The sequence below is a fragment of the Streptomyces sp. NPDC091279 genome, from assembly GCF_044757465.1.
Classification (GTDB): domain Bacteria; phylum Actinomycetota; class Actinomycetes; order Streptomycetales; family Streptomycetaceae; genus Streptomyces.
Map to the genome: position 1 here is coordinate 345,309 of NZ_JBIVVA010000001.1, position 21,312 is coordinate 366,620.

Below are 21,312 nucleotides of genomic sequence, written 5' to 3' on the forward strand. Positions count from 1 at the left end.
CCGTTCCGACAACCGCAAGTGGCACCCCCAGAAGGGGAATTGGGGGCCACAGCCCAACCCCCGGCCGGGCAACGCCGATAAGGGGCGCGGGGAACGGCGCGACCAGCCCCGACGACCCCGCCCGCCCCCGCACGCGCCGCGCCCGCGCCCCCGCGAGACAGGGGCCCGGGACCGTTTACATCCCGGAATCAGCCACCTACATTGGACGTGCGTCCATTCTATTGTGCCGCTGGTTCGCCATGGTCGTCGTGATCGTCATCGGAGCCTCCCCCATGCCACTCCACCCCCCACCCCCGCACCGCAGCGACCCCGCGCCCGACCGCGCGCCGGCCCCCGCACCGGACAACGGACCTCCCCCCGCCCCCGAGCCACAGACCACGCCCGAACCACAGACCGCGCCCGAGCCGCAGACGGCGGTCGACAAGGCGCTCACCCTGCTGAAGTCCCTCGCCGAGCTGGACGGTGAGATCGGCGTGAGCGAGCTGGCCCGCCGCACCCGGATGAGCAAGTCGACGACCTTCCGGCTGCTGGGCATCCTCCAGCGCAACGACCTCGTCGAGCGGGCCGGCAGCAACTACCGGCTGGGCGGCAGCCTCTTCGACATCGGCAGCCGCGCCTACGGCCCGACCACGCCGTTGCTCCAGGAGTGGCTGTTACCGCACTTGGCCGACCTGCACGAGCTGACCGGCGAGACCGTCCACCTCGCGGTGCTGCACGGCACGAACGTCGTCTACGTCAACAAGCTCCACGGGCACCGGGCGGCCCGCTCGCCCGCCCGGATCGGCGCCCGGCTGCCCGCGTACTGCACGGGCGTCGGCAAGGTGCTGCTGGCGTTCGACCACGACGCCGCCGAGGCCGCCATCACGGCGGGCCTGACCGCGCGCACCGAGTACACCCTCGCCGACCCCGGCCGTTTCCGGGCCGCGCTCGGCCGGGTCCGCCGGGACGGCATCGCCTACGACCGCCAGGAGGCCGTTCTCGGCCTGACCTGCGTCGCCGTACCGATCATGGGCCCGGCGGGCCGACCCGTGGCGGCCCTGTCCATCGCGGCGGCCGACCGCCGTTTCGACGCCGCCCGGTTCGCCCCGGCCCTGCGCCGAGTCGCCCACGAGGCAGGCCGAGCCGTCACCTCGGCCCGAGCCCGCCAGACGGTCCCGACCGGGGCGGGCGCACTGTCGGGGGTCTGACCTCGACCGCCAGACCGGACCGGACCAGACCGGACCCGGCACGGACGCGTCCGGCGTGGGTGCGGACCTCGCCAGGCGGTATCGACAGGGGCCCGCGCGCTGTCCCGGGCCGGCCCCTCCCGGACGACGTCCGCCGTGGCGTCGGCTCGGTCAGCGGGGCTTGCTTCGTGGGGCTGCGCGGAAGCGTGGGGGTGGTGTGGTGGCGCCGGTGACGGGCTGGGCCCGGGGGACGCTCACCACGATGTGGACGAGGCTCTCGCCGTCCAACGACTCGTACACATGCGGCTGGTCGCCCGGGTAGCGCACGAAATCCCCGGCCGCCAGCTCCACCGGACCGTCGACGGGCCCGACCCGCACCCGCCCGCTGATGACGTACAGATGCTCCAGCGTGCCCACCGGGTGCGGGTCGGACGGCGCGTTCGCGCCCCGCAGCTTCCGGCCGATGCGCACCACGTAGTTCTCGATGACGCCGGAGCCGTAGACGTGGTCCAGCGCGCGGGACTCGTAGCCGCCGTGCTGCTCCCAGACGACGTCCTCGCCGTGCTGCACGGTCATGACCTGTTCCCGCCCCGCCACCAGCCGGGTGACCGGCACGCCGAGCGCCGCCGCGATGGCGAACAGCGTGTCCACCGTGGGGTTGCCCGTGCCCTGCTCCAGATTCGACAGGGTCTGTTTGGCCAGCCCCGCCTGCCGGGCCAACTCGGCCAGGGACAGAGCCCGCTGCTCTCTGAGGAGGCGCACATTACGCGCCACCACGGCGTTTCCTGAAGACACGCCCCCACTGTAGGGGTAGGGGGTGAGGGTCCGTCCGACGCAGGTGGGACCGCCACGGCCCGCGCCCGCGCCTGTGCCGCAGGATGGCACGAGAGGGTGACGCGTGACGGTTCGAGAGGGTCTGCTGACGGCAGCCCGGCTCCGCCTTCCCCCACCCGCGGGGCCGTGGCACCTGCCGCGATTCGGCCATGACGAGCTGGCCCCCACACCCCCCACCCCAGCTCCGGACGCCGTGAACAGCACGACCTGGAGACCCGCCATGAACAGTGACCTCACGTGGGACGCCGCCCTCCTCGCGGCCGTGACCGTCGCACCCGTGACCGTCGCACCCGCGACCGTCGCACCCGTGACCGTCGGGACGGGACCGCTCTCCTTCGCCGACGTCACCGCCGTCGCCCGGGACGACGCGCCGGTGCACCTCGGGGACGACGCCTTCGCGGTGCTGGAGAAGGGCCGGGCCGTGGTGGCGGACCTCGCCTCCGGGCCGACCCCGGCCTACGGCATCTCCACCGGGTTCGGCGCGCCGGCCACCCGGCACATCCCGCCCGGGCAACGGGCCCGATTACAACGCTCCCTGGTCCGCTCGCACGCCGCCGGATCGGGGCCCGAGGTGGAACGGGACGTCGTGCGCGGCATGCTGCTGCGCCTGTCCACGCCGGCGACCGGCCACACCGGCGTCCGCGCCGAGACCGCCGAACTGCTCGCCGCCCTGCTGTCGGCGGGCATCACCCCGGTGGTCCGCGAGTACGGCTCCCCCGGCTGCTCCGGCGACCTGACCGCGACCCTGGCCGGTTCGGGCATCGTCGCCTCCCCTCGCGGCCCCGACCGCACCCGCGTGCAGGACGCCTACGCGCCGCGTTGCTCGCCCCAGGTGCACGGCGCCGCCCGCGACACCGTCGAGCACCCCGCCACCGTCGCCGGACGCGAACTCGCCCTCGACCTGCGCGCCCCCCTCGCACCGGCCCCCGCCACCGGCGCGGTCGTCGCGCTCCTGCGCTCCGCCGGTGTCCGTGGCCCGGGCCCCGACCGGTACCTGGCGTCCGAGATCGGCACCGCCGTCCACCTCGTCGGCTCGGGCGCCGTCCTCACCGCCGTCGAGTCGGCCATCGGCCCCCTGTCATGACCGCACCGCGAGAAGGCGCGGGCGCCTCCGCCGTCCCGGACGCCGACCTGATCCGTCCGCTGCCCGAACTACTGCGCGGGCACGCGGAGTTGCGCGGCGCGAAGGTCGCGTTCTCCGACGCGCGACGGGCGGTGACCTATGCCGGACTGGAACGGCGCACCGCGCGGCTCGGCGGCCGACTCGCCGCCCTCGGCGTGCCCCGGGGCGCCCGGGTGGCGCTGCTGCTGGGCAACCGCGTGGAGATGGTGGAGAGTTACCTCGCCGTGAACCGCGCCGCCTGCGTCGGTGTGCCGGTCAACCCGCACTCCTCCGACGCCGAGTTGGGGTATCTGCTCGCCGACAGCGACGCCCGCGCCGTCATCACCGACGCCGCGCACGCCGATCAGGTGCGCGCGGCGCTGCCGCCCGGGCCCCGGCACCTGATCGTCGTCGACGACGACAGCCCGGACGCGTTCGCCTACGAGGACCTGATCGCACGTGAACCCCACGAGGCGCCCCGCGACGATCTCGGCCTGGACGAACCGGCGTTCCTGCTCTACACCTCGGGGACGACGGGCCGCCCCAAGGGCGTGCTGTCGACGCTGCGCGCCGCCCTGTGGAACGTCGCCCACTGCTACGTTCCCATCGTCGAACTGTCCGACCAGGACACGGTGTTGTGGCCGCTGCCGTTGTTCCACACCCTTGGCCACCACCTCTGCGTGATCGGCGTGAGCGCGGTCGGCGCCTCGGCGCATCTGATGCCGGGACTCTCCGCCGCCGACGTGCTCCACGAACTGCGCGCCAGGCCCTGCACGTTCCTGGCCGGGGTGCCCACGATCTACCACAACCTGGTCCATGCCGCCGGTGCGGAGGGGCTCACGCTGCCCGCGCTGCGGGTGTGTTTCATCGCCGGTGCGGTCAGCACGCCCGCGCTGGCCGAGGCGTTCGAGGCCGCGTTCGGCGTCCGGCTCACCGACAGCTACGGCAGTACCGAGACCAGCGGCACGATGACCGCGATGCGGCCGGACGGCCCCCGGGTGCCGGGCTCCTGCGGGCAGCCGGTGCCCGGGCTCGACCTGCGGGTGGTCGACCCGGAGACCGGCGCCGACGTCCCCACCGGGGAGGAGGGCGAGGTCTGGGTCAGCGGCCCGAACGTCATGCTCGGCTACCACAACCTGCCCGAGGTCACCGCCGAGGTGCTCCGCGACGGCCGCTACCGCACCGGTGACCTCGCCCGCCGCGACGCCGCCGGTTACCTCTGGATCACCGGCCGCCGCAACGACGTGATCATCCGGGGCGGCGAGAACGTCCACCCCACCGAGATCGAGGCCGTGCTCGCCCGGGTGCCCGGGGTCCGCGAGGCCGCCGTCACCGGGGCGGCGCACGAGGAGTTCGGCCAGGTCCCGGTGGCCCTGGTGGTGCCCGAGGCCGACGGCGTCGACTGCGCGGACCTGTTCGCGCGCTGCCGCAGGGACCTCGCCCACTTCAAGGTGCCGGTGGAGATCCGCACCGTGCCGGCGCTGCCGAGAACGCCCACCGGCAAGATCGCCCGCAAGCCCCTGACGAGCCTCCCCGGCCGCCTCCTGGCCCTCGCGGGTCCCCCGGACGGCCTGCGTCTCCTGGCCGAGGACGGCGCCCTGTCCACGGTGCCGGTCACCCAACTACCGCCTGGCGCAAGCCCGTTCGCGGGCCTCACTCTCACCGTCAACGCCGCCCACGCGGGGGACGCGGGAGCCGACGGGACCGTGGAAGCCACGGGGACTGCCGCACCCGCCGGAGCAGCCAACGGCACCGGAGACGCCGGAGTCGCCGAAGACCTCGCCCACCTGATCGCCGGTCACCTGGTCACCGCCCACGACGTCCGCCCCACCACCGCACCCCGCACCCCACCCCGTACCGGACCCGCCCCCGGCATCACCCTCACCGTCACCGGCACCACCGTCACCCTCGCCGTGACCGGCGCCGCCCCCACCACCCTGCTGCTGGCCGAGGGCCTCACCGGGCACCGTGTCCGCAACGCCGTGGACGTCGCCCTGAGTCGGCCGGGCAGCACACTGGTCGCCTCCGTGGGGTCGGCGTCGGCCGACGCGCCGCAGCGGCCGCAGTCCCGGGTGGACCTGACCGGGGTTTCCGGGGCCGACCTCGGCCGGACACTGGTCGGCCTCGTGGCCCGGGAGGTCGCTGAACTCCTCGGGCAGAGCGAGGGAGTTGAGCCGGATCGGGCGTTGCGGGAATACGGGCTCACCTCGGTGGACGCGGTGCGGCTGCGGGACCGGATCGCCGCCGCCACCGGGCTGCGGCTGCCTGCGACGCTCGCGTTCGACCACCCCTCGGTGCGGGCGATCGCCGCTCAGCTGCGGACCGAACTCACCGGCGCACCACAACAGTTGGCGACGACTGCCGCGCCGACCGGGCCCGACGACGACCCCGTGGTGCTGGTGGGCATCGGCTGCCGTTACCCCGGTGGTGTCACGTCCCCCGACGAGCTGTGGCGGCTGGTGGCCGACGGCGTCGACGCCACCTCCGGCTTCCCCGACGACCGGGGCTGGGACCTCGACCGGCTCTTCGACCCCGACCCCGGCCGGGGCGGCACCTCCGCCACCCGGCGCGGCGGATTCCTGCGGGACGTCGCCGACTTCGACCCCGAGTTCTTCGGGATCTCGCCGCGTGAGGCGCTGGCGATGGACCCGCAGCACCGGCTGCTCCTGGAGACCTCCTGGGAAGCCCTGGAACACGCGGGCATCGACCCGACGTCCTTGCGCGGCACGGCAGTCGGCGTGTTCGCGGGGCTGATGTACCACGACTACGTCACCGATCCCGAGCGGGTGCCCCGCGATCTGGAGGGCTATATCGGCACCGGCACCGGTGGCGGCGTCGCCTCCGGACGGATCGCCTATGTGCTCGGGCTGCGCGGCCCGGCGCTCACCGTCGACACCGCCTGCTCCTCGTCCCTGGTCGCCCTGCATCTCGCGGCGCAGTCGATCCGCCGGGGCGAATGCGCACTGGCGCTGGCCGGAGGCGCGGCGGTGATGGCGACGCCACAGACGTTCGTGGAGTTCAGCAGGCAGCGCGCGCTGGCCCAGGACGGGCGGTGCAAGGCGTTCGCCGCCGCCGCCGACGGCACCGGCTGGGCCGAGGGCGTCGGCATGGTGGTACTGGAACGGCTCTCCCGCGCCCGCCGTGCCGGGCACCGCGTGCTGGCCGTGCTCCGCGGCTCCGCCGTGAACCAGGACGGCGCCTCCAACGGCCTCACCGCACCCAACGGCACCGCACAGCAGGAGGTGATCCGGCTCGCCCTGCGCGACGCCGGGCTCACCCCCTCCGACATCGACGCGGTCGAGGCGCACGGCACCGGCACCCGGCTCGGCGACCCGATCGAGGCGGGCGCGCTGCTCGCCACCTATGGGCAGGGCCGCACCACCCCGCTCTGGCTGGGCTCCTTGAAGTCCAACATCGGGCACACCCAGGCCGCCGCAGGGGTCGGCGGCGTCATCAAGACCGTGCAGGCGATGCTGCACCGCACCCTGCCCAGGACACTCCACGTGGACGCGCCGTCGCCGCATGTCGACTGGGCGAGCGGGGACGTCCGGCTGCTCACCGAGAGCATGCCGTGGCCGCACCACGACCGGCCGCCGCGCGCCGCCGTCTCCTCCTTCGGCGTCAGCGGCACCAACGCCCACCTGATCCTGGAGGCACCCCCCGAACCGGAGCCCGACACCAAGTCCAACGACGCCCAACTCCCCGCCGTCGCCTGGACGTTGTCCGCCACGTCGCCCGAGGGGCTGCGGGACTGGGCGGCCCGGCTGCTCCCGGTCGCCGGGGACGTCGCACCGGTGGACCTCGCCCACGCGCTCGCCCGGACACGCGCCCACTTCCCCCACCGAGCCGTCGTGATCGGCGGTGACCGCGCGGAGTTGCTCGCCGGGGTGCGGGCCGTCGCCGAGGGGCGACCGGCGCGCAATGTCGTCGCCGGGGCCGCCGGCATCGACGGCAAGGTGGCGTTCGTCTTCCCCGGCCAGGGCACCCAATGGGCGGGCATGGCGGCCGGGTTGACGACCGAACCGGCGTTCGCGGCCGCCCTGCGCGCCTGCGAGGAGGCCCTCGCGCCGCACGTCGACTGGTCGCTCACCGAGGTGCTGGCCGGGGGCGCGGACCGGCTCGACCGGGTGGATGTCGTGCAGCCCGCGCTGTTCGCGGTGATGGTGTCGCTGGCCGCGTTATGGCGTGCGCGTGGCGTCGAGCCGGATGCCGTACTCGGCCATTCCCAGGGCGAGTTGGCCGCCGCGTGCGTCGCCGGTGCGCTGTCGCTCGCGGAGGCCGCCCGGATCGTCGCCGTGCGCAGCCAGGTCATCGCCGAACTCGGCGCCGGTGCCGGTATGGCGTCGGTGGCCGCGTCGGGCGCCCAGCTGGACTGGCTCCTGGAACGCTGGCCCGACCAGCTCTGGGTCGCCGCGCTGAACGGCCCGTCCACCACCGTCGTCGCCGGTAGCGATCTGGCGATCGACGGACTGCTCACCGAGTGCGCGATGGACGGCGTCCACGCCCGCCGCATCCGCGTCGGCTACGCCTCGCACTGCCCCGAAGTGGAGCCCCTGGAACGGGAGTTGATCGCCCGACTCGGTCAGGTGCGCACCCAGGCGCCCACGGTGCCGATGTACTCCACCACCGACCTCGCCTGGATCGACGCCACCACCCTGACCGGCCCCTACTGGTACCGCAACCTCCGCCAGCCGGTGCGGTTCCACCCGGCCGTCGAGCACCTCGTCGCGCAAGGATTCCGGGTCTTCGTCGAGTCCAGCACGCACCCGGTGCTGACCTCCGGGATCGAAGAGACCCTGGAACGGAACGGCACCCCCGGCGTCGTCACCGGCACCCTGCGCCGCGACGACGGCGGCCCCACCCGGTTCCTGACCTCCGCCGCCCAGCTGTACGCGCGGAGCGGGAACGGCGTCGACCTCATCGCCGGTGCCGGGCGGCCGGTGCCGCTGCCGACGACGCCGTTCCGTCGGCGCAGGTTCTGGCTGACGGCGACCTCCGGGCACCGCGCGCACGCCGGGCATCCATTGGTCGGGGCGCCGGTCGCCTCCGCCCGCAGCGGCGAGTCCGTCGCCGTCGGCCGGATCTCCCCCGTCGAACAGCCGTGGCTCACCGACCACACGGTCAACGGCACCTGCCTGCTGCCCGGCACCGCGCTCCTCGACCTCGCGCTGCGCGCCGCACACGCCACCGGCCACGCCGGACTCGGCGAACTGGTCATCGAGGCACCGTTGGTGCTGTCCCGGCAGGGCGCGGCGCAGCTCCAGGTCGTCATGGACCCGGACCGGCGGTCGGTCGAGGTGTTCAGCAGACCGGAGGGACCGGACACCCCCTGGCGACGGCACGCACACGGCACGGTCCAAGGCAGCCGCGAGCACACCCGGGGCGAGCCGCTCACCGGGCCGCTGCCTCCGGCCGACGCCGAGGAGATCGACGTCGACTACGCGGCGCTGGCCGGGCGCGGCTACACGTACGGTCCGGCGTTCCGGGCGGTGCGTGGGCTGTGGCGGCGCGGCCGGGACCTCGTCGCCGAGCTGCGGTTGCCCGAGGAGGCGCCCGGCGGATTCACCGGGCCGGGACTGCACCCGGTGCTCGGGGACGCGGCCCTGCACGCCCTCGCCCTGACGGCACCGGCCTCGGACGGTCAGGTGTCGCTGCCGTTCGTGTGGCACGACGTGTGGACCGGCGACGCCCAACCCACCCACGCCTACGCCCAGTTGACCCCCAGCGGCCGGGACACCCACACCGTCACCCTCACCACCCCCGAGGGCGAACCGTTCTTCCGTGGCACCCTCGGCCTGCGCACGGTCGCCCTGCGCGAGCTGACCGCCGCCCTGCCGGCCGACTCGGTGTACCGGACCCGCTGGAGCGAACTCGCCGCCCCGCTGCCCGCCCCCGCGCCGAGGTGGGCGCTGCTGGGCACCGACCACCTCGGTCTCCCCGCCGACCTGGTCGACCTCGCCGACGCCGACGCCGTCCTGTGCACCCCCACGCCCGGCGATGTGCGGGCGGCGACGCTGGACGCGCTGGCCCACGTGCAGCGCTGGCTCGCGGACGACCGCCCGGCCGACGTTCCCCTCGTGGTGCTGACCCAAAGCGACGACCCGGCCGGTGCGGCGGCGCGGGGCCTGGTGCGGACGGCGCAGTCCGAGCACCCGGGACGGTTCCTGCTCGTCGAGACGGACGACCCGGGCACCGCAGCCTGGAACCCGGCCCGGCTGGCCGACGCGGTACGGGCCGGACAGCCACAGGTACGGATCAGTGAACGGCGCCTCCAGGCACCGGAGTTGACGCCCATCGCCCCGGCGCGCACCGCCCGGCCCGACCTCAGCGGCGGCACGGTACTGATCACCGGCGGCACCGGCACGCTCGGGTCGCTGCTGGCCCGGCACCTGGTCACCGCGTACGGCGTGCGCAGCCTCCTGCTCACCAGCCGCAGCGGCGCGCGCGACGCCGGGCCGCTCCTCGTGGAGCTGAAGGAACGGGGCGCCGAGGTCGCCGTCGCCGCCTGTGACGTCGCCGACCGGGACGGCCTCGCCGCCGCCCTCGCCCAGGTGCCCGACCGGTATCCGCTGGTCGCCGTCGTGCACGCGGCCGGGGTGCTCGCCGACGGGGTGGTCACCGGACTCGACGCCGACCAGGTCGAACGGGTGCTGCGCCCCAAGGTCGACGGCACCCTGAACCTGCACGAGCTGACCCGGGACACCGAGCTGGCCGCGTTCGTGCTGTTCTCCTCCCTCGCCGGGGTGCTCGGCAGCCGGGGGCAGGGCAACTACGCGGCCGCCAACGCCTTCCTGGACGCCTTCGCCGTACAACGCCGGGCCGCCGGACTGCCCGCCCAGTCCCTCGCCTGGAGCCTGTGGGAGGAACTCTCCGGCATGACCGCCGCCGCCGACCGCGACGGCACCGCGCCGGACGGTGTCCTGCCCCTGCCCACCGCCTTCGCGCTGGCCCTCTTCGACGAGGCCCTCCGGCACGACGACCCGGCCCTCACCCTCGCCCGCTTCGACCTCACACGGCTCCGCACCCGGGGCGCCCCCGCCCTGCTGCGAGGCCTGCTACCCGCTCCAACGGCGGTGCCCGCAGCCGCCGTTGACCTGCGTGGGCTGGCTTCGGCCGAGCTGGCCGCACGGCTGCTCACCGAGGTGCGGGCGCTGGCCGCCGAGGTGCTCGGGCACCGGGACGCCGACGCGCTGCCCGTGGAACGGAGCCTGCACGAGGCCGGTCTCGACTCGCTGACGGCGGTGGAACTGCGCAACCGGCTGAGCGCCCTGACCGGTCTGCGGCTGCCCGCCACCCTCGTCTTCGACCACCCCGCACCGCGGGCCCTGGCCGACCGCCTGCACCGGGAGTTGTCCGCGTCGATGGCGAACGACCATATCGATCAAGGGAGTTGAGCGTCATCGTGGAGGACGTGGTGATGTCCGAGGAGACGACGGGCCTGGCCGGGCTGCGGGTCATGGTGACCGGCGCGGCAGGCGGGCTCGGCCGGGCCACCGCCGAGGCCCTGCACACGGCCGGTGCCCACCTGGTGCTGACCACCCGGGACGCCGCCTCCCTCGACCGGGCCGCCGCCGGACTCGACCGGGGCCCCGAGGTCGTCACGGCCGCCGCCGACGTCACCGACGACGCCGACCTGGTCCAGGCCGTCGAGCTGGCGACGGCACGGCTCGGCGGGATCGACGTGCTGGTCAACAACGCCGGGGTCGGCGGCCCCGCAGGACCGGCCTGGGAGAACGACCCGGCCCAGTGGTGGCACGCCCTGGAGGTCAACCTCGGGGGCGCCCTCGCGGCCTGCCGGGCCGTACTGCCCGGCATGATCGAACGCGGCCGGGGGCGGGTCGTCACGCTCTCCAGCCATGCCGGACACACCCGGTGGCCGCACCTCAGCGCCTACTCGGTGTCCAAGGCCGCCGTGAACAAGCTCACCGAGAACCTCGCCATCGAACTCCTCCCGCACGGCATCAGCGCGTTCAGCTACCACCCGGGCATCGTCGACGTCGGCCTCGGGGCGGCCGCGCCGCAGAGCGACAACCCGTGGCAGCGCCGGGTGGACACCTGGCTCGGCCAGCAGCGCGAGGCCGGTCGTTACACCCCGCTGGACGCGGCGATCGCCAACCTGCTGCGGCTGATCGGGGGCGAGGCCGACGCGCTCACCGGCCGCTATCTCACCCACGACGACGACCTCGCGGGCCTCGTCGCGGCCGCCGGACGCGCCTGACCCCGCCCTTGCCTCGCCGCGCCGGACGGGGGAGCCGGGGGTACCGTGCCCCTATGGCCGCACGCGAGCACCGGGTCGTCATCGAGGGAACGCGGATCACCACGCCCCGGCTGGTGCTGCGCCGCTGGTCCGTCGAGGACGCCGAGGCCGCGCTCGGGGTCTACGGTGACGCGGAGGTCGCCCGCTGGCTGGCCCCGGCCCTGGAACGGGTGCCGGACGCGGCGGCCATGCGGGAGCTGATCGCCCGCTGGATCTCGCTCGGCGCCGCCCTGGACGCACCCCAGGGACGCTGGGCGATCGAGCGGCGTGACGACGGGACCGTGATCGGCGGGACCACCCTGCTGGCCATGCCGCCGGGCCGCCGCGATCTGGAGATCGGCTGGCAGCTCGCCCCCGCCGCCTGGGGCAGCGGCCTCGCGTCGGAGGCCGGGCACGCGGTCGCCCACTACGCCTTCGCGTCCGGCGTGGACGAACTCTTCGCCGTCGTACGCCCCCGCAACGAACGCGGCGCGGCCACCGCGCGCCGGGTGGGGATGGAGTGGGTGGGGGAGACCGACAAGTACTACGGCCTGCGCCTCCAGGTCTACCGTCTGCGCCCCGCCGACCTCGACGTCCCGTCCCTCCGCCCGGACCAGGACCCCGACACCGGCCACTGAACACCCGCAACGCACCGCCCTGTTGGCGAGGGCACGCCTCCGGTGCGTTCAACGGGCGCGGCCGTGAGGCGAGTTGCCGAGCCCTCCGAGACGACGGTCCCCAACACCGGTCACACCAGCAGCCCGAACAGCCCACCCCCGCACCCCACTTGACCCCTCACCCCCGCCGGGTGGCCATGCTCAGGGTGTTGGCCGTGACGATCGCGGCGATGCTCGCGCACTCCGTCCAGCCGAGCCGTTGGCCGAGGCCGACCAGGCCGATGACGGCGGCGAGGACCGGGTTGACGCTCATGAAGAGGCCGAACACCTGGGCCGGGACCCGACGCAGCGTGACCAGGTCGGCGAGGTAGGGCACCGCCGAGGAGAGCACGCCCGCCGTCACCGCGTACCCGAGCGAGGCGAGGGTCGGCGGACGCGTGAGCAGGACGACGATCCCGACCGGCAGGAACATCAGCGCCGAGACGCCCGCCGCCGCCCCGGCCCCCTGCGCGCCGGGTATCCGGCTGCCCACCGTCCGGTTGAGCAGGATGTACGCCGCCCAACTGGCCGCCCCGAGCAGCCCGAAGCCCATGCCGACATAGTCCGTCGACGGGCTCGGGCGCATCAGGGTGACGACCCCGGCCGCGGCCAGCACCGCACAGCACACGTCGGTGCGGCGCCGCACCGACGCCAGCGCTATGGCCAGCGGGCCGACGAACTCCAGCGTCACCGCCAGACCGAGCCCGATCCGGTCGATCGCCGTGTACAGGCACAGGTTCATCGTCCCGAAGACGACCGCGAGCCCCAGCACCGGCCACCACTCACGCCAGGTGAACGACCGCAACCGGGGCCGCCCGACGGCGAGCAGCACGGCCGCCGCCACGTACTGGCGGACCGCGACGACCCCGACCGGGCCGATGACCGGGAAGGCGAGCGAACCGATCGCGGCGCCGGTCTGGTTCGACAGACCGCTGCCGACCATCGTGACCACGCCGAGCAGCCGTTGCCCCTCCGGCGCCGGGGCCGGGACGGGCGACGGAACAGGGACCGAACGGGAGGGTGCGGGCAGGCGACGCATGGACCGATCGTGCGCCGCGCCCTGTGGTGCGCAAAATGCATGCGCGCCATGATTCATACGCTGGAGTCATGAATGTCGAAATCCGGCACCTGCGCTGTCTGGTCGCCATCGTCGACGAGGGCGGATTCACCGACGCGGCGATCGCCCTCGGCCTCTCCCAGGCCGCCGTCTCCCGCACCCTGGCCTCCCTCGAACGCACCCTGGGCATACGGCTGTTGCGCCGCACCTCACGCCAACTCGCCCCGACCCCCGCCGGACTGCGGGTGATCGCGCAGGCCCGCCGGGTGCTCGCCGAGGTCGACGGACTGGTCCGCACGGCCACCTCCGGCCACGCCGACCTGCGCATCGGCTACGCCTGGTCGGCGGTCGGCCGCCACACCTCCGCCTTCCAACGCCGCTGGTCCGACGCCCACCCGCACACCGACCTGCACCTGGTCCGCGTCAACACCGCCACCGCCGGTCTCGCCGAGGGCGGCTGCGACCTGGCCGTGGTCCGCCGGGCCCTGGACGAGAAACGGTTCGAACAGGTCGTCGTCGGCCTGGAACGGCGGCTGTGCGCCCTCGGCGCCGACGACCCGCTGGCCCGGCGCCGTTCGGTGCGGCTCGCCGAACTCACCGGGCGGGTCCTGCTGATGGACCGCCGCACCGGCACCACCACACCCGACCTGTGGCCGTCGGAGACCCGGCCGGTCATCGAGGAGGTCCACGAGGTCGACGACTGGCTCACCCTGATCGCGGGTGGCCGGGCCATCGGCATCACGGCGGAGTCGACCGCCCACCAGTACCCGCGCCCCGGCATCGTCTACCGGCCGGTGCGCGACGCCGAACCCATCGCCGTCCGCCTCGCCTGGTGGCGCGACGACCCGCACCCCAAAACCCAGGCCGTCGTCGAACTCCTCAGCGACCTGTACCGGGGCGACTGACCGGCGGGCCGGGCCGGGCGGGGGCGGCCGGGACCAGACCGAGGCGCTGGGCGCGCAGCACGGTGCCGACCCGGTCCCGGGTGCCGAGTCTGCGGTAGATGTTCGCGACGTGCTTGTGCACCGCCCGCCGCGAGGCCGACCGTGCCGGTGTGCTCGTTCCAGGACAATTCCAGCAGCCGCTGGCAACTCACCAACTCACCAGCGCGGCAGGCGTAGTTCGTACTCCGGGTCGATACGGCGCATGTAGCCGGTGTCGTCGCGGTCGCGCATCCCCGACTCCAGGTACAGCTGGTGCAGCCGGGCGAGGGCCTCGTGGTCCAGCTCGACGCCGAGCCCGGGCCCGGTCGGCACCTTCACCTCGCCGTCGCGCAGCTCCAGGACGCCGGGCCGGATCACGTCGTCGGCGACGTTCCACGGGTAGTGGGTGTCGCAGGAGTGGTCGAGGCGGGGGAGGGCGGAGGCGACATGGGTCATCGCGGCGAGGCTGATGCCCAGGTGCGAGTTCGAGTGCATGGACAGCGCGATCCCGAACGCCTCGCAGACGGCGGCCAGTTCACGGGTGCGCCGCAGCCCGCCCCAGTAGTGATGGTCCGTCAGCAGTACCTGGACGGCGTCCTGTTCGACGGCCGGCCGCAGATGCTCCCAGGCGATCACACACATGTTGGTGGCCAGCGGCAGCGGGGACTCCTTCGCCACCTCCGCCATCCCGGCGATGGATCTGGTCGGGTCCTCCAAGTACTCCAGGACACTGTCCAGTTCGCGGGCCACGTACCGTGAAGTCTCCACCGTCCAGGCGGTGTTGGGGTCCAGGCGCAGCGGCTCCCCGGGGAACGCCTCGGCCAGCGCCCGGATCGCCGCGATCTCCTCGTCCGGCGGAAACACCCCGCCCTTCAGCTTGAAGGAACGGAACCCGTAGCGCTCCTGCATCAGCCGCGCCTGCTCGACGATCCCGGCCGGGTCGAGGGCGGCACCCCAGTCGTCGCCGACCGCCGCACGGCCGTCCAGGGCCGGGTGCTCGGCCCACTTGTAGAACAGGTACGCCGCGAACGGCACCGCGTCCCGGACCCGCCCGCCGAGCAGATCACTGACCGGCCGGTCGAGGAGTTTGCCCTGTGCGTCCAGACAGGCCACCTCCACGGCCGACGACGTCCACCCGCGCTCGTGCGAACTGGGCACCGTCGCCAGCAGCGCCGCGTCGATCGCCGCCATGACGGCCGTGGTGTCGAAGACGTCCATCCCGACGACGACCTCGGCCGCCGCCTCAAGTCGCTCCAGCCGCGCCGACCCGCCGGGAGACTCGCCGAGTCCCACCGTGCCGTTGTCCAGGACGAGTTGGAGGACACAGCGCAGGGCGAGGGGCTCGTGGACGCCGTTCGAGTTGAGCAGCGGCGGGTCACGGAACGCGATCGGGGTGACGATCAGTTCCCGGATCTTCGTGCCGGTGATGCTCATGCGCGGACAGCCTCCAAGCCGTGGTCGATCAGGTGCGCCAGCCGGGCCACATGGTCCGGCGTGGGGTCCAGCAGCGGGGCCCGGACGCCGCCGACGTCCAGACCGCGCAGGGTGACACCGGCCTTGACCAGCGCCACCGGGTATCCGGGCACCTCGTCACGCAGGCGCACCAGCGGGCCGTAGAACTCGTCGAGCAACGTCCGCACCAGGGTCTCGTCCCCTGCGGAGAGCGCCCGGTGGAAGGCGACGGCGATCTCCGGGGCGAACGCGAACACCGCCGACGAGTACAGGCCGACGCCGATGCCCCGGTAGGCGGGGGCGGTCAGCTCGGCGGTGGGCAGGCCGTTGAAGAACGCGAAGTCGGCGCCGTTCGGCAGGGCCCGGATCGCGCGGACGACGCGGTGCAGTTGCTCGATGTCGCCGATGCCGTCCTTGAGGCCGACGACCTTCGGGAGCGCGGCGATCGTCGCGGCCGTCTCCTCGGTCAGCCGGGCCGTGCCCCGCTGGTAGAAGACGACCGGCAGTTCGCTCGCCGCGCTCACCTCCTCGACGTAGCGCACCAGCCCCTGCTGCGGCGCGCTCACCAGGTACGGCGGCAGCAGCAGAACGCCGTCGGCGCCCGCCCGTTCGATCCGGGCCGCGTGGTCGCGCGCGACCGGGACGGGGCCGCCCGCCGCCGCCAGCACCGGCACCCGGCCCGCCGTGACGGTCACCGCGACCCGGGTGGCCCGCTCGATCTCGTCCGGCGTCAACGCGTGGAACTCGCCGGTTCCGCAGGCGACGAACACCCCGCCCGCGCCCGCCGCGACCCCCGACCCGATGTGCGCGGCCAGCAGGTCCTCGTCCAGCGAACCGTCCGCCGCGAACGGCGTCACCGGGAAGAACAGCACTCCGTGGAACTTCATGACTCCCTCGAACCGTGGGGAAAGCCGCGCCGGGTCCCCGGCACGGACACCTACGTTCATATTCGTGAACCATCTTCATGAATCTAAATGATCGCCCAAGGTATGAACCGTTTCTCCTGCATGTCAAGACATGACGGGGAGATTGCACAGGGGGGTGGGTGCGCCGACGGGCGGGGAAAACGGAACGAGGCCGCCACCCACGCAGGGCGACGACCTCGTTGAAGAACCGCTCTTTCCCGACGGTTGAGGGGGGCTGGAGCTGGGGCTGGTGGGGGCCAAGGGGCCAAGGGGCCAGGAGGCTCAGGACTTCTGGAAGATGCCGTCCTCGCCGAAGGCCAGCGCCGCGAACCGTTCGCCCATGCGGTGATGGGCGGCCGCGTCCGGGTGGAGGTCGTCGGGCAACGGCAGTTCGGCGGTGTCCTGGTCGCCGTAGAGGGCGCGGCCGTCGAGGAGGTGCAGATGGGGGTCGTCGGCCTGACGGCGTTCGACGATCTTCGCCAACTCCTCGCGGATCACGGTGAGCGTCAGCTTCCCGGCCGCCCGCTCGGCGGGGTCGCCCAGGGCCCGGAACCGCAACCGCCCCTCGGCCATCGCCCCGAAGTCGACCCCGCAGGGACCCGGCGTGTTCTCGTGGATCGGGCACAGCACCGGCGAGACGACCAGCAACGGCGTCTGTGGATGCCCCTCGCGGATCGTGTCCAGGAACCCGTGCACCGCCGGTGTGAACGCCCGCAACCGCATCAGATCGGCGTTGACGAGGTTGATGCCGATCTTGACGCTGATCAGGTCGGCCGGCGTGTCCCGCAGGGCCCGCGCGGTGAACGGGTCCAGCAGGGCGCTGCCGCCGAGCCCCAGGTTGATCAGCTCGACGCCGCCCAGCGAGGCGGCGATCGCGGGCCAGGTCGTGGTGGGGGACGCGGCGAAGGTGCCGTGACTGATCGAACTGCCGTGGTGCAGCCAGACGGCACGGCCGGAGGCGGGCGCGGCTGCCACGGGCGCGTCGGTGCGCAGGGCGACGAGTTCGGTGGCCTCGTCGTGCGGCAACCAGATCTCGACGACCTTGTCGGCGCCGGACAGCCCGTCGAAGCGCAGCGTGCCGACCGGCCCCGGCGTCAACTCCGCGCTCCCCGTGGCCATGTCGAGCGCGAGGACGTTGCCGCCCGGGACACTCCCCGAACCGGCCAGGCGGCCGTCGACGACCAGGTCGTACACGCCGTCGGGCCGGGGCGGCACACCGGCGTAGACACGCTTGGTGGGCAGGGTGTCCAACTCGATCGCGGTGGCCCGGGTGCGCAGCACCAGCCGGACGCCGGAGGGCTGCGCCTCGACCATCGCGAGCTGCGGGTCGTCGCACTGGGCGCGGGCCCGGGCGGGCAGCCGGTGCGGCAGCAGACCGTGCGCGGTCCGCTCGACGTCGAGGGCCCCGCGCAGCAGGCCGGCGGTGAGGGGGGTGGAGATCCAGCCGGGGGCGGGGGTGCGGCCGGTGATGGGGGTGCCGGGGGAGGCAGGGGTGTTGGGGGAGGCGGGGGTGCTCATGTTCTCAACCTGTCGCTTTCTCGGCCTGTCGCTCAGGACGCGTGGGACGGCGCCGGTGGGGCGGCTGCGGGCCAGGCGCGCAGGAGGGCGTCGAGGGCGTCCAGGACGCGCGTCCAGCTCTCCTGCGAGTCGGGGGCGCTGTGGCTGAAACCGCCGGCCAGTTCCAGGCTCACGTAACCGTGGAAGGTGCTGCCGAGCAGCCGGACGGCGTGGGTCTGGTCCGGCTCGGTGAGGTCGTAGCCGCGCAGCACCGCCCGGGTCATCTGGGCGTGCCGTACCCCGGCGCTGGCGGCGGCCGTCGCCGGGTCCAGTCGCAACCGGCTCGCGGCGTAACGGCCCGGGTGCGCGCGGGCGTAGTCGCGGTAGACGTTCGCCAACGCGACCAACGCGTCCTTGCCGGCCCGCCCGGCCAGCGCGGAGGCGGCCCGGTCGGCCATCTCCGCCAGCACGAGGAGGGCGATCCTGGTCTTGAGGTCGTGCGAGTTGCGCACATGCGAGTACAGGCTCGCGACCTTGACATCGAACCGCCTGGCCAACGCCGACACCGTCACCTGCTCGAACCCGACCTCATCGGCCAACTCGGCCCCGGCCAACGCCAACCGCTCAGCGGTAAGCCCCACACGCACCATGCCCCAACCTCCACTCGGCACGCCCTAGTATGAATCTGCCTAAAGCCTTTAGGCAAACGGGATTCAGCTCTAGGGAGGCGGCGAGGGGGAGCGGGGCGAGGGGGATGGGATTGCAGGGGCGCCCGCCGGGCGGGAGTTAGAGGCTCTAACGAACGAGAGGGGCACTAGCGAAGGAGAGCAGGGGTAGCGAAGGAGAGGGGGGCTAGCGAAGGAGAGAGGGGCTTTCGGAGGGAAGAGGCGCTAGCTGAGGGGAGGCCTGCTCACGGAAGGGAGAGGGTGTTGGCGGCGGGAATCGGGTGCCGGTGATGGCCCAATTGGTGGCGGCCGACGAGGACACGGTAGAAAGGTGCCGCGAACACCCTGGCCGCGCTCAAGTCGGCCGGGCCGCCCGGCCCGACGCCGCCCCCGTCCACGTGCCTCTTGGGCCAACCCTGTCGAGGCCCGCTTCGGCCCGCTGAGGCGGTTCACCAGCTGTGCGGACGCGAGCCCTGCACGCCTGTGCACTCCTGCGCAACGCCAGCGCCCGCTGCCGTGACGTCCTGTCGCCGAACGCGAGGAACGCGCCCGCATCCGAAGGGCGAAGGGCATCCGCTGGGACGGACGCCCCCTCGACACCGCAGCCCGACCGGCTGCGAACTGCCGCAGCCACAGCGCGTCATCGGTCCGCTCGTGGCCGGGCGCGGACGGCCGAAGCGGTGTGAAGACGACCTCGGCCGGGCAGCCCCGGAGCCCCGAACGGGGCCGGTGCAAGAGAACGGCGGCGCCGGAGAGGAAGGACTCAGGAGGCGGACGGCTCGATCTCCCCCGCGAAGACGATGACTTGGTCGATGAGACTCCGTCGCAGATGGACGACGTCAGTTCCCGCCAGGCGGGGGCCTCCGTCCGGCGTCGTGAAGACCCACTCGTACCGGGCCCACTCGTCCGGCATGTCCACCGCCGAACAGCGCACCATCGTGCCGGTCCCCGCGGGGTGGCGCCGGATGTCCAGCACGAACCGCTCGACCGCCTCGATCCCCTCACTGCGGCCCAACGGTCCCCAGAAGACCACGTCCGAGGTCAGGGCCTGGGCGAGCAGCCCCGTCACATAGCTGTCGTCCGAGGCGTTGAACGCGGAGATGAACGTGTCGATCGCGGACCGTGCGTTTTCTTCCTGCATGTACCAGTAATACCAGCCGCCTTGAGGCCCGCGCTCGCCCTTCGCGAGCCGTTCCCCGACCACGGTGAATCAACCCGGTCACCGCACCAGCGGCGGAGAGAGTGGCCACCGGAGGGGACCGGGGCTCACGCGGGGCGAACGGCGATCCGCAGCGCGGCCTCCCCGGCGTAGAAGGCCGACTCCTCGCGGATGGCCGCGCCCGGACCCGGCGCGTGGATCATCTCGCCGTTGCCCGTGTAGAGGCCCACGTGGCTGAAGTTGTCGTGGAAGAAGATCAGGTCCCCGGGCTGGGCCTCGGCCAGCGGAACCATCGTCCCCGCTCCCGCCTGCGCATGCGCCAGCCGCGGCAACTCGACCCCGGCGCTGCGCCAAGCGGCCTGGACGAGGCTCCCGTTGTCGTACGAGCCCGGACCGGCGGCGCCCCACACACAGGGCCTGCCGATCTGGGCCCGGGCGAAGGCGATGGCCCGGTCGGCCTTGGAGACGACCTTGGCATCAGGCGCCGCAGCCGCGGGCTCCTCGGCAACGCCGGTGTCGAGCACGCTCGGCTGTCGAAGCCGCCACTCCTCCTCGGCCGCCCGCCTGGCCTGTTCGGCGGCCTCGGGCCACGGAGCCGACTGAAAAACGGCGGGTCGTGGCGGCGGGGTGGAAGAGGGGACCGGCTCGGGTTGGGGCGCCGCCGAGGGAGCGGGCGGTTCCTGCCGGGCGGGGGCGGGTTGAGGCCCGGCCGGAGCGGCGGCCTGCGGCTGCGGGACGGGGAGGGGCTGAGGCTGGGCCGCCGACCGAGGACTCGGCCCGGTCTCGAACGTGGCCGAGGGGAAGTTCCCTGTCTGGAACGGCGGTTGAGGCGCGGATGCGGGGGCCTGGGCCTGTGCGGCGGGCAGCGGCGCCGCCTGCGGGGGCGGCCCGCCTGCGGGCATGGCCGAGGGGAACGTGCCTGTGTGGAAAGGCAGTTGAGGGGCGGCGGCTTGGGCTGGCGGGGCAGGGAGGGGCGCGGGTTGGGCGGCTGCCTGTGGGGGCGGCCCGGCGGTGGGTGGGGCTGAGGGGAACGTGGTTGCCTGGAACGGCAGTTGAGGGGCGGCGGCTTGGGCTGGCGGGGTGGGGAGGGGCGCGGGTTGGGCGGCTGCCTGCGGGGGCGGTCCGGTGGTGGGCGGGGTCGAGGGGAAAGGGCCTGCCTGGAAGGGGAGTTGAGGGTTCGGCGTGGAGATCTGAGGCTGCGGGGCAGGGAGGGACGCGGGTTGGCCCGCTGCCTGCGGAGACGGCCCGACTCCGGACACCGGCGAAGGGAAACTCCCCGTCCGGAACGGTGACTGCGGGTTCGACCCGGAGGCCTGCGCCCGCGCAACGGGCAAGGACGCGGACTGCCCCCCAGCCTGCGGGAACGGCCAGCCTTCGGACGCCGGCGAGGGGAAACTCCCTGACTGGAACGGCGACTGCGGTGCCGATGTGGAGACCTGCCCCTGTGTGGCGGGAGGGGTTGCGGGCTGGGCTCCTGTTTGGGAGGGCGGCCAGGCTTGAGGCGTTGTGGTGGGGGAGTTCCGGGTCTGGAACGGCGTTTGCGGTGCCGATGCGGAGGCCTGGGCCTGTGTGGCGGGAGGGGTTGCGGGCTGGGCTCCTGTTTGGGAGGGCGGCCAGGCTTGAGGCGTTGTGGTGGGGGAGTTCCGGGTCTGGAACGGCG

14 protein-coding genes and 2 pseudogenes are annotated in these 21,312 nt (G+C 73.8%); 7 read left to right on the forward strand and 9 right to left on the reverse strand.

Features of this window, described 5'->3' with window-relative positions; all coding sequences use genetic code 11:
- Positions 1-272: 272 nt before the first annotated feature.
- Positions 273-1,187 carry an IclR family transcriptional regulator C-terminal domain-containing protein gene (locus tag ACIQOU_RS01395; RefSeq protein ID WP_401532885.1) on the forward strand — a complete coding sequence of 305 codons (915 nt, stop codon included), beginning with the start codon at positions 273-275 and terminating at the stop codon, positions 1,185-1,187.
- A 150-nt stretch (positions 1,188-1,337) separates the two neighbouring features.
- On the opposite strand, the gene ACIQOU_RS01400 is transcribed toward ACIQOU_RS01395, so the two are convergent.
- The gene (locus tag ACIQOU_RS01400) at positions 1,338-1,961 is read right to left on the reverse strand and encodes a helix-turn-helix domain-containing protein (protein ID WP_401532887.1); all 624 of its coding nucleotides are present in this window, start codon (positions 1,959-1,961) and stop codon (positions 1,338-1,340) included.
- 259 nt (positions 1,962-2,220) lie between these two features.
- Between ACIQOU_RS01400 and ACIQOU_RS01405 the strand changes: the two genes are divergently transcribed.
- Genes ACIQOU_RS01405 through ACIQOU_RS01420 form a run of 4 tightly spaced genes read left to right on the forward strand, consistent with a single transcriptional unit; the run spans position 2,221 to position 11,976 of the window.
- The gene (locus ACIQOU_RS01405) at positions 2,221-3,084 is read left to right on the forward strand and encodes an aromatic amino acid lyase (protein ID WP_401532889.1); all 864 of its coding nucleotides are present in this window, start codon (positions 2,221-2,223) and stop codon (positions 3,082-3,084) included.
- Positions 3,081-10,496 (forward strand): SDR family NAD(P)-dependent oxidoreductase, encoded by a 7,416-nt coding sequence (locus ACIQOU_RS01410; RefSeq protein WP_401532890.1) that lies wholly within the window; start codon positions 3,081-3,083, stop codon positions 10,494-10,496. The genes ACIQOU_RS01405 and ACIQOU_RS01410 overlap by 4 nt, the downstream gene beginning before the upstream one ends.
- Entirely contained in the window at positions 10,493-11,320 is an 828-nt protein-coding gene (locus ACIQOU_RS01415) for an SDR family NAD(P)-dependent oxidoreductase (protein ID WP_401532892.1), read from the forward strand. Before ACIQOU_RS01410 ends, ACIQOU_RS01415 begins: the two co-directional genes overlap by 4 nt.
- Before the next feature lie 53 nt (positions 11,321-11,373).
- The gene (locus tag ACIQOU_RS01420; RefSeq protein ID WP_401532894.1) at positions 11,374-11,976 is read left to right on the forward strand and encodes a GNAT family N-acetyltransferase; all 603 of its coding nucleotides are present in this window, start codon (positions 11,374-11,376) and stop codon (positions 11,974-11,976) included.
- Between the two features lie 157 nt (positions 11,977-12,133).
- Here ACIQOU_RS01420 and ACIQOU_RS01425 read toward each other — a convergent pair whose 3' ends face one another.
- The gene (locus ACIQOU_RS01425) at positions 12,134-13,033 is read right to left on the reverse strand and encodes an EamA family transporter (protein ID WP_401532895.1); all 900 of its coding nucleotides are present in this window, start codon (positions 13,031-13,033) and stop codon (positions 12,134-12,136) included.
- 68 nt (positions 13,034-13,101) lie between these two features.
- Between ACIQOU_RS01425 and ACIQOU_RS01430 the strand changes: the two genes are divergently transcribed.
- Complete coding sequence (locus tag ACIQOU_RS01430; RefSeq protein WP_401532896.1) at positions 13,102-13,956, forward strand: LysR family transcriptional regulator; 855 nt, start codon at positions 13,102-13,104, stop codon at positions 13,954-13,956.
- Here ACIQOU_RS01430 and ACIQOU_RS01435 read toward each other — a convergent pair.
- The 5 genes and pseudogenes from ACIQOU_RS01435 to ACIQOU_RS01455 all read right to left on the reverse strand — a co-directional run.
- Positions 13,931-14,089: pseudogene (locus ACIQOU_RS01435) on the reverse strand (helix-turn-helix transcriptional regulator); the annotation flags it as partial. The gene ACIQOU_RS01430 and the pseudogene ACIQOU_RS01435 sit on opposite strands and share 26 nt — an antisense overlap.
- A 62-nt stretch (positions 14,090-14,151) precedes the next feature.
- Positions 14,152-15,408, reverse strand: a complete 1,257-nt coding sequence (locus ACIQOU_RS01440; protein WP_401532899.1) for a glucarate dehydratase family protein — start codon at positions 15,406-15,408, stop codon at positions 14,152-14,154.
- Entirely contained in the window at positions 15,405-16,313 is a 909-nt protein-coding gene (locus ACIQOU_RS01445; RefSeq protein ID WP_401532900.1) for a 5-dehydro-4-deoxyglucarate dehydratase, read from the reverse strand. The genes ACIQOU_RS01440 and ACIQOU_RS01445 overlap by 4 nt, the downstream gene beginning before the upstream one ends.
- A gap of 300 nt (positions 16,314-16,613) precedes the next feature.
- On the reverse strand, positions 16,614-17,849 hold the full coding sequence (locus tag ACIQOU_RS01450) for a GDSL-type esterase/lipase family protein (protein ID WP_401532902.1): 1,236 nt from the start codon (positions 17,847-17,849) through the stop codon (positions 16,614-16,616).
- A 32-nt stretch (positions 17,850-17,881) separates the two neighbouring features.
- Entirely contained in the window at positions 17,882-18,478 is a 597-nt protein-coding gene (locus ACIQOU_RS01455; RefSeq protein WP_401532904.1) for a TetR/AcrR family transcriptional regulator, read from the reverse strand.
- Positions 18,479-18,820: 342 nt separating this feature from the next.
- Between ACIQOU_RS01455 and ACIQOU_RS01460 the strand changes: the two are divergent.
- A pseudogene (locus ACIQOU_RS01460) lies at positions 18,821-19,100 on the forward strand (IS630 family transposase); the annotation flags it as partial.
- Positions 19,101-19,256: 156 nt separating this feature from the next.
- On the opposite strand, the gene ACIQOU_RS01465 reads toward ACIQOU_RS01460, so the two are convergent.
- The gene (locus ACIQOU_RS01465) at positions 19,257-19,634 is read right to left on the reverse strand and encodes a nuclear transport factor 2 family protein (RefSeq protein ID WP_401532905.1); all 378 of its coding nucleotides are present in this window, start codon (positions 19,632-19,634) and stop codon (positions 19,257-19,259) included.
- Between the two features lie 125 nt (positions 19,635-19,759).
- A complete protein-coding gene (locus ACIQOU_RS01470) occupies positions 19,760-20,176 on the reverse strand; it encodes a C40 family peptidase (protein ID WP_401532907.1) in 417 nt (138 codons plus the stop codon).
- Positions 20,177-21,312 lie beyond the last annotated feature (1,136 nt).